Origin of the sequence: Burkholderia sp. E168m23, from assembly GCF_016586125.1 — a bacterium.
In the GTDB taxonomy this organism is placed as follows: Bacteria; Pseudomonadota; Gammaproteobacteria; order Burkholderiales; family Burkholderiaceae; genus Burkholderia; species Burkholderia orbicola.
Genome location: NZ_BCPP01000212.1, coordinates 1 through 8,253 on the forward strand (window position 1 = coordinate 1; position 8,253 = coordinate 8,253).

13 protein-coding genes are annotated in these 8,253 nt (G+C 66.0%); 1 reads left to right on the top strand and 12 read right to left on the bottom strand.

Annotation, left to right across the window (positions count from 1 at the left end; translation table 11 throughout):
• The coding region (locus JMF90_RS13400; protein WP_201325156.1) for a Nif3-like dinuclear metal center hexameric protein at positions 1-674 on the bottom strand (674 nt) is incomplete at its 3' end.
• A gap of 21 nt (positions 675-695) precedes the next feature.
• On the opposite strand from JMF90_RS13400, the gene JMF90_RS13405 reads away from it, so the two are divergent.
• Positions 696-1,901, top strand: coding sequence for a Do family serine endopeptidase (locus JMF90_RS13405; protein ID WP_006477112.1), 1,206 nt, complete (start codon positions 696-698; stop codon positions 1,899-1,901).
• Between the two features lie 205 nt (positions 1,902-2,106).
• Here JMF90_RS13405 and tatC read toward each other — a convergent pair whose 3' ends face one another.
• The 11 genes from tatC to JMF90_RS13460 form a co-directional block, all read right to left on the bottom strand.
• Positions 2,107-2,895, bottom strand: coding sequence for a twin-arginine translocase subunit TatC (gene tatC, locus JMF90_RS13410; protein ID WP_006477113.1), 789 nt, complete (start codon positions 2,893-2,895; stop codon positions 2,107-2,109).
• A 41-nt stretch (positions 2,896-2,936) separates the two neighbouring features.
• Positions 2,937-3,476 (bottom strand): Sec-independent protein translocase protein TatB, encoded by a 540-nt coding sequence (tatB, locus tag JMF90_RS13415; RefSeq protein ID WP_175809241.1) that lies wholly within the window; start codon positions 3,474-3,476, stop codon positions 2,937-2,939.
• Positions 3,477-3,502: 26 nt separating this feature from the next.
• Complete coding sequence (gene tatA, locus JMF90_RS13420) at positions 3,503-3,733, bottom strand: Sec-independent protein translocase subunit TatA (protein WP_006477115.1); 231 nt, start codon at positions 3,731-3,733, stop codon at positions 3,503-3,505.
• A 93-nt stretch (positions 3,734-3,826) separates the two neighbouring features.
• Positions 3,827-4,192, bottom strand: coding sequence for a histidine triad nucleotide-binding protein (locus JMF90_RS13425; protein ID WP_011546602.1), 366 nt, complete (start codon positions 4,190-4,192; stop codon positions 3,827-3,829).
• 31 nt (positions 4,193-4,223) lie between these two features.
• Positions 4,224-4,616: a hypothetical protein gene (locus tag JMF90_RS13430; RefSeq protein ID WP_006477118.1), complete on the bottom strand. Its 393-nt coding sequence runs from the start codon at positions 4,614-4,616 to the stop codon at positions 4,224-4,226.
• A 70-nt stretch (positions 4,617-4,686) separates the two neighbouring features.
• Entirely contained in the window at positions 4,687-5,052 is a 366-nt protein-coding gene (locus JMF90_RS13435; protein ID WP_011546603.1) for a phosphoribosyl-ATP diphosphatase, read from the bottom strand.
• Complete coding sequence (gene hisI, locus JMF90_RS13440) at positions 5,049-5,465, bottom strand: phosphoribosyl-AMP cyclohydrolase (RefSeq protein ID WP_011546604.1); 417 nt, start codon at positions 5,463-5,465, stop codon at positions 5,049-5,051. The genes JMF90_RS13435 and hisI overlap by 4 nt, the downstream gene beginning before the upstream one ends.
• Positions 5,465-6,238, bottom strand: a complete 774-nt coding sequence (hisF, locus tag JMF90_RS13445; RefSeq protein ID WP_006751800.1) for an imidazole glycerol phosphate synthase subunit HisF — start codon at positions 6,236-6,238, stop codon at positions 5,465-5,467. Before hisF ends, hisI begins: the two co-directional genes overlap by 1 nt.
• Positions 6,239-6,344: 106 nt before the next feature.
• The gene (gene hisA, locus JMF90_RS13450; protein ID WP_006477123.1) at positions 6,345-7,100 is read right to left on the bottom strand and encodes a 1-(5-phosphoribosyl)-5-[(5-phosphoribosylamino)methylideneamino]imidazole-4-carboxamide isomerase; all 756 of its coding nucleotides are present in this window, start codon (positions 7,098-7,100) and stop codon (positions 6,345-6,347) included.
• Positions 7,101-7,263: 163 nt separating this feature from the next.
• The gene (hisH, locus tag JMF90_RS13455; RefSeq protein WP_011546605.1) at positions 7,264-7,905 is read right to left on the bottom strand and encodes an imidazole glycerol phosphate synthase subunit HisH; all 642 of its coding nucleotides are present in this window, start codon (positions 7,903-7,905) and stop codon (positions 7,264-7,266) included.
• On the bottom strand, positions 7,902-8,253 hold a 352-nt coding region (locus tag JMF90_RS13460; protein WP_201325157.1), incomplete at its 5' end, for a MarC family protein. The genes JMF90_RS13460 and hisH, both read right to left, overlap by 4 nt.

Sequence of the window (8,253 nt, forward strand, 5' to 3'; positions counted from 1 at the left end):
TGGATTCCGTAACGTTCGGTCGCATGGTGCCCTGCCGCAACGAACGCGACACCGCTCTCCGCCGCCGCGTGCGTGGTCGACTCGGACACCTCGCCGGTCAGGAATACGTCCGCGCCGGCGTCGATCGCCGCGTCGAAATAGCTCTGCGCGGCGCCCGTGCACCATGCGATGCGGCGCAGCTGCGTGTCCGGCTCGCCGAGCACGAGCGGTGTGCGGCCGAGCGTGCGCTCGACCTTCGCGACGAAGTGCTCGAGCGTGACGGGCATCGGCAGCGTCGCCATCCAGCCGAGATCGCCTTCGCCGAACCGCTGGTCGCCGATCAGGCCGAGCTTTTCGCCGAGCTGCGCGTTGTTGCCGAACTCGGGATGCGCATCGAGCGGCAGGTGGAACGCGAACAGGTTCAGGTCGTTCGCGAGCAGCAGCTTCAGGCGCTGGTACTTGCGGCCGGTGATCTGCGGCGCCTCGTTGCGCCAGAAATAGCCGTGGTGGACGAGCACGGCATCCGCCCCCCATTCGAGCGCGGCTTCGAGGAACGCGACCGACGCCGTCACGCCGGTGGCGATCTTCTCGATCTTGCGGCGTCCTTCGACCTGGAGGCCGTTCGGGCAATAGTCCTTGAAGCGCGCGGTTTCAAGGGTATTGTTCAAGTACAATTCAAGTTCGATCCGATCCATATAAACCTCTAATCCATTCAGATGCTTAGACGCTTCTGGCTGTTCTTCGCGCAGGCGGTGACCGTACTGCTCGCGCTGATGTTCATCGTCGTGACGCTCAAGCCGCAATGGCTGCAACGGCAAGGACAGCTCGGCAAGCAGCTCGCCACGCCGATCGTCGCGCTGCGGGAAGTCGCGCCGGGCATCGGCGGCGCACCGGCGACCACGTCGTACGCCGAAGCCGCGCAGAAGGCGATGCCGGCCGTCGTCAACGTGTTCTCCAGCAAGGACGGCTCGCTGCCGCCCGACCCGCGCGCGAAAGATCCGCTGTTCCGTTACTTCTTCGGCGACCGCAACGCCCGCAAGCAGCAGGACGAGCCGGCCGCCAACCTCGGCTCGGGCGTTATCGTGAGCCCTGAAGGTTACATTCTAACGAACCAGCACGTCGTGGACGGCGCCGACCAGATCGAAGTCGCGCTCGCCGACGGCCGCACGGCCACCGCGAAAGTGATCGGCAGCGATCCCGAAACCGATCTCGCGGTGCTGAAGATCAACATGACGAACCTGCCGACGATCACGCTCGGCCGCTCCGACCAGTCGCGCGTCGGCGACGTCGTGCTCGCGATCGGCAATCCGTTTGGCGTCGGCCAGACGGTCACGATGGGGATCATCAGCGCGCTCGGCCGCAACCACCTCGGCATCAACACGTTCGAGAACTTCATCCAGACCGATGCGCCGATCAACCCCGGCAACTCCGGCGGCGCGCTGGTCGACGTGAACGGCAACCTGCTCGGCATCAACACGGCGATCTACTCGCGCTCGGGCGGCTCGCTCGGCATCGGTTTCGCGATTCCCGTCTCGACCGCTCGCACGGTGCTCGAGAGCATCATCACGACGGGCTCGGTCACGCGCGGCTGGATCGGCGTCGAGCCGCAGGACGTCACGCCGGAAATCGCCGAGTCGTTCGGGCTGCAGCAGAAATCGGGCGCGATCGTCGCGGGCGTGCTGCAGGGCGGTCCGGCCGACAAGGCCGGCATCAAGCCGGGCGACATCCTGGTGAGCGTGAACGGCGACGAAATCACCGACACGACGAAGCTGCTGAACACCGTCGCGCAGATCAAGCCGGGCACGCCGACCAAGGTGCACGTCGTACGCAAGGGCAAGCAGTTCGACGTGAACGTCGTGATCGGCAAGCGCCCGCCGCCGCCGAAGCAGGCGCTCGACGAGCAGGACAACGATAGCGAATGAGGGTCGGCGGCCGGTGCGCCGCCTGCCGGTCGCGATGCGAGGCAACGCGACGCGGAAATGAAAAAGGGCAGCCATCGGCTGCCCTTTTGCTTTGCGTCTGACGATTCGTCGTTGGCGGGAAGGTAGTTTTCTCACGCACCGGCTGATGGACCAAACCGGGCCACTGCAGCCGGGGGGCCGGAAAGCCGCCCGGCGCCGCGTGCCGTCAGCCCGCGGCTTCGCCGTTCCCCGCCTCGCCTTCTTCGACCGGCTTCTTCGGCACGAAGAACCGCGCGGCCAGCAGCCCGATCTCGAACAGCACGACGAGCGGCAGCGCCAGCATCAGTTGCGAGAACACGTCCGGCGGCGTGACGACCGCCGCGACCACGAATGCGCCGACGATCACGTACGGCCGCATCTCCTTCAGCTTCTTCAGGGACAGCACGCCCATCCGGACGAGCAGCACGACGACGATCGGCACCTCGAACGTGACCCCGAACGCGATGAACATCCCCAGCACGAAGCTCAGGTAGTTGTCGATGTCGGTCGTCATCTCGGCCCCGAGCGGCGCGTTGTAGTGCGCCATCACGCGGAAGATCGTCGGGAACACGAGGAAATACGCGAACGCCATCCCGCACAGGAACAGGAAATAGCTGCTGCCGACGAGCGGCGCGACGAGCTTCTTCTCGTGCTGATACAGCCCCGGCGCGACGAACGCCCAGATCTGGTACAGCACGATCGGCAGCGCGATCACAAGCGCGACGAGCATCGTCACCTTCATCGGCACGAAGAACGAGCCGGTGACGTCGGTGACGATCATCTTGCCGTCTTTCGGCAGGTTGTCCATCAGCGGCCGCGCGAGCAGCTTGAAGATGTCCGGCGCCCAGTAGACGAGCCCGAGGAACACGACGATCACGGCCAGCCCCGCGCGAATGATGCGATCGCGAAGCTCGACGAGATGGGAAATGAAGGTTTCTTCCGGGGCGTCGCCCGGGTTCTGCTGGGGGTCGCTCACACCGGCCCTCGGTAGGATTGACGAGCGAGCATGCGCTCGACTCAGAAGAAGCGCGTCGGCCGGCGCAGGCTGGCCGGCTGATGGCGCGCGACACGTGCGGCGCCCGACTGCACGTGCGTGCGGCGGGTGGTCGCGTGCTTGTACCAGACAGGCGTCGCCGCCTGCTTGATGCGCCAGTTGCGACGCTTCGGCGCCAGCGCGGCCGAACTGCCGCGCCACGACGGCGCCGCGGGCGTATCGGAACCCGGGGAACCGACGGAACCGGCGTCGCCGGCAGCTCCGTCAAGACCGCCGACCGCGGAATGCCACGTGTCGTTCAGTTCCTTCTCGTGCTCGCGCAGGTTGTCGTGAATCGTCGTCTCGACATTGCGCGCGGCCGATTCGAAATCGGTCTTCATCGTCCGCAGCGCGTCGAGTTCGATTTCGCGCGAGACCTCCGCCTTCACGTCGTTGATGTACCGCTGCGCGCGGCCGAACAGCGCGCCTGCCGTGCGCGCGACGCGCGGCAGGCGCTCGGGGCCGAGCACCACGAGCGCGACGACGCCGATCAGCGCCATCTTCGAAAGACCGAGATCCAGCATCGCGAATGCCTGTCAGCGTGCCGGCGTTACGCCTTGTTCGAATCGGAACGCGTCGTTTCCTTCGCGTTGACGTCGACCGCGCCCGAACGCGGCAGTTGCTGCGCATCCGCCGGCGTTTCGCCTTCCTTCATGCCGTCCTTGAAACCCTTCACGGCGCTGCCGAGGTCGTTGCCGATGTTGCGCAGCTTCTTCGTACCAAAAACCAGCGCGACGATCAGCAGCACGATCAGCCAGTGCCAAATGCTCAATCCACCCATGATGAAACCTCTCCTCAACCACGCCGCGGGGCGGCGTAAATCGCCGGCGACGCGCCGGCTTCGACTATCGATGCGGGGAAACGCCCCGCTGCGTCAACCCATCCGCTGCCACGGGCGCGGGCCGGCCAGGATATGCGCGTGCAGGTGGTAGACCTCCTGCCCGCCGCCCGGGCCCGTGTTGATCACCGTGCGAAAACCGGTTTCGCCGCCCGTATACGCGACGCCGAGCTGATCGGCCAGACGTGCGACGAGCAGCATCAGCCGGCCGAGCATCGGCGCATCGGCCTCGCTCGCCGCCGACAGCGTCGGCAGGTGCCGGCGCGGAATCACGAGCACGTGCGTGTCGGCCGCCGGGCGGATGTCGCGGAACGCGACGAATTCGTCGTCCTCGTGCACCTTCGTGCTCGGGATCTCGCCTGCAGCGATCTTGCAGAACAGGCAATTCGGATCGTGACTCATGTTGCTCCTGCGAAACGCCCGCGCGCGCCGGTCAGAACCACGCCTGCGGATCGAGCGTCTTGTTGTCGTTCAGGTACAGCCAACCCTTGATGATACGGTACAGCGTCCAAATCCACGTGACAAACATAACGACGAACCCGATCGCGACGAACATCAGCGCGAACCCGATCACATAAGCGATCAGCGCGCGCCAGAACGTGCGGATCTGCCACTCGAAGTGATCGGCGTACGGCGTGCCGGCCACGTCGCCGCGCTTCACGTAGTTGATGATGATCGCGATGATGCCGGTGACGCCGCCCGTCAGCCAGTGAATCGCATAGAGGCCGTACAGCACGTGGGTCAGCGTGCGCAGCCCGTTCAGGCGTTCGGCCTCCGCTGCCCCCGACACCGCCGGCGTCGGGAACTGGTTCGACGTATCGTTCATGATGCTACCCCCGTTAGATGACAATTCTTACAGCTTACCCCACTGTTGCCACCGCGGCGGGGTCTGCGTGTCACCCGCCGTTTTCCTCGCGCTCGCGGCGCTTGCGCAGCGCTTTTTCCTCGATGCCCGACAAGCCTTCGCGACGCTCGAGCTCGGCGATCACGTCGGCCGGGCTCAGGTCGAAATGCGACAGCATCACGAGGCAGTGGAACCACAGGTCGGCCACCTCGCCGACCAGCGCGCTCGGCGCGCCGCCCTGGCGCACGTCCTTCGCGGCCAGCACGACTTCCGTCGCCTCTTCGCCGATCTTCTTCAGCACCGCGTCGTCGCCCTTGTGGAACAGGCGCGATACGTACGATTGATCGGGATCGCCGCCCTTGCGGCTGTCGATCACGGCCGCGAGGCGCAGCAGCGTGTCTTCGGTCGATTGCGTCATTTGTAGATGTGTTCGGGGTCTTTCAGCACCGGCTCGACCGCGACCCAGTCGCCGCCGTCCACCGTACCTTCGAATTTCTGGAAGAAGCACGAATGCCGGCCGGTGTGGCATGCGATGCCCGACACCTGCTCGACCTTCAGCAGCACGACGTCCTCGTCGCAATCGAGCCGCACTTCGTGCACGTGCTGCACGTGGCCCGACTCCTCGCCCTTGAACCACAGGCGCTTGCGCGAACGCGAATAGTAGACCGCGCGCTGCGTCTCGATCGTCTTCGCGAGCGCCTCGCGGTTCATCCACGCGAACATCAGCACGTCGTTCGTCGACGCTTCCTGCGCGATCACCGGCACGAGGCCGTTGTCGTCCCAGCGGACCTTGTCGAGCCACGCGGGCAGGGATTTCGTTTCGGTATTCATCACAGTCTCACCGGGATGCCCTGGTCGGACATGAAGCGCTTCGCCTCGCCGACCGTGTGCTCGCCGTAGTGGAAGATGCTGGCGGCCAGCACCGCGTCGGCGCGGCCGTCCTTGATGCCGTCGGCCAGATGCTGCAGCGAACCGACGCCGCCCGACGCAATCACCGGCACCGGCACAGCGTCCGACACGCCGCGCGTGAGCGCGAGGTCGAAGCCCGACTTCGTGCCGTCGCGGTCCATGCTCGTGAGCAGGATCTCGCCGGCGCCGAGCTCGGCCATCTTGCGCGCCCACTCGATCGCGTCGAGGCCCGTGTTCTTGCGGCCGCCGTGCGTGAACACTTCCCAGCGCGGCGTCTCGCCGTCGGCCGACACGCGCTTCGCGTCGATCGCGACGACGATGCACTGCGAGCCGTACTTGTCGGCCGCGTCGCGCACGAGCTGCGGGTTCGCGACCGCCGACGAATTCATGCTGACCTTGTCCGCGCCCGCGTTCAGCAGGCGCCGCACGTCCTCGACGGCGCGCACGCCGCCGCCGACGGTCAGCGGAATGAACACCTGCGACGCGACGGCTTCGATGATCGGCAGGATCAGGTCGCGCTGGTCGGACGTCGCGGTGATGTCGAGGAAGGTTAGTTCGTCGGCACCCTGGTCGTCGTAGCGGCGGGCGATTTCGACGGGGTCGCCGGCATCGCGCAGCTCGACGAAATTGACGCCCTTGACGACACGCCCGGCGGTCACGTCCAGGCAGGGGATGATGCGTTTAGCTAGAGCCATGATGTTGCGCCAAATGCCGCGCTGGGACGGCCGGTTGCGGAAGCCTCGCGCGAGGCTTCCGGTCGGGGCCGCCTGCGGGCAGCCCCGGCGAACGGGACGACCGCGGTTACGCGTTGTCGAGTTCGCCGTTCAGTTCGTCCGCGCGCTTCTGCGCGGCCGCGAAATCGAGATCGCCGGAGTAGATCGCACGGCCGCAGATCACGCCTTCGACGCCGTGCTCTTCCACTTCGCACAGGCTCTCGATGTCCGTGAGGTTCGACAGGCCGCCGCTGGCGATCACCGGGATGCCGACCGCCTGCGCGAGCTTCACGGTCGCGTCGATGTTGATGCCCTGCAGCATCCCGTCGCGGCCGATATCGGTGTAGACGATCGATTCGACGCCGTAGTCCTCGAACTTCTTCGCGAGATCGATCACCTCGTGGCCGGTCAGCTTGCTCCAGCCGTCGGTCGCGACCTTGCCGTCCTTCGCGTCCAGCCCGACGATGATGCTGCCGGAAAACGCGGTGCACGCGTCCTGCAGGAAGCCCGGGTTCTTCACGGCGGCGGTGCCGATGATCACGTAGGACAGGCCGGCGTCGAGATACTTCTCGATCGTCTCGAGGCTGCGGATGCCGCCGCCGAGCTGGACGGGAATTTCGTCGCCGACTTCGTCGAGGATCGCTTCGATCGCCTCGAGATTCTTCGGCTTGCCGGCGAATGCGCCGTTCAGGTCGACGAGATGGAGCCGCCGGGCGCCGAGATCGACCCACTTGCGGGCCATCGCCGCCGGGTCCTCGGAAAAAATCGTGGCCTGGTCCATATCGCCCTGTTTGAGGCGCACACACTGACCGTCTTTGAGGTCGATGGCCGGAATCAGCAACATAGCAATCGGGTGTCGTCGTGGAAAAAGAAAAGAATCCGGCGCGTACCGGCCAAACCGGTGCCGCGCCGTCTCGCTAGTTTAGTACAACTCTTTCGGCGCTTAAGCGTGAGAGCCCCGCACGACAGGCGCTTGCGCGCCGTCGACTGTGGCTCCCGCACCACGTTTACGGTTTCCAGTGTACGAAGTTGCGATACAGACGCAACCCGACCTCCGCGCTTTTCTCGGGGTGGAATTGGGTCGCGAAGAGATTGTCCCGCGCGACCGCGGACGTAAACGGCGCGCCGTAGGCCGTTTCGCCGACCGTATGCGCCGGGTTGTCCGGGCTCACGTAATAGCTGTGCACGAAGTAGAAATACGCGTCATCGGGCACGCCGTCCCACAGCGGGTGCGGCTGCGCCTGGCGCACGCGGTTCCAGCCCATCTGCGGCACCTTGAAGCGCGAGCCGTCGTCCTGCACGCGGCCGTCGAGTTCGAAGCGCACGACCTTGCCCGGCAACAGGCCGAGGCCCTTCGTGTCGCCTTCCGCACTCCAGTCGAACAGCATCTGCTCGCCGACGCACACGCCGAGCAGCGGCTTCGTGCGCGACGCCTCGATCACGGCCTCCTGCAGGCCCGATTCGCCGAGACAGCGCATGCAGTCGGGCATCGCGCCCTGGCCGGGCAGCACGACGCGGTCGGCCGCGCGAATCGCGGCCGGCGTGTCGACGATCGCCACGTCGGCGGCCGGTTCGGCCTTCTTGAGCGCCTGCGCGACCGAGCGCAGGTTGCCCATCCCATAATCCACAATCGCAATCGAAGTTTTCATCTCAGTGCAGGCAGTAGCGCCCTCAGTCCATTGACGATGAATTCCACCGCCAGCGCCGACAGCATCAGACCCATCAGCCGTGTGGCGATGTTGATGCCGGTGCGGCCGATCCAGTTCGCGATCGGCTCGGCGAGCCGCATCGCGACGAAACACAGAAAAGCCAGGACCGCGCCGATCGCGACCAGCCCGGCCCGTTCATACCAGTGATGCGCGCTCGCCGCATAGATGATCACCGTGCTGATCGAGCCGGGGCCCGTGAGCAGCGGAATCGCCAGCGGCACGACCGCGATGTTGTCCTTCAGCTCGGCTTCGTGGCGTTCCTCCGGCGTCGATCGCGTGTTGCCGATC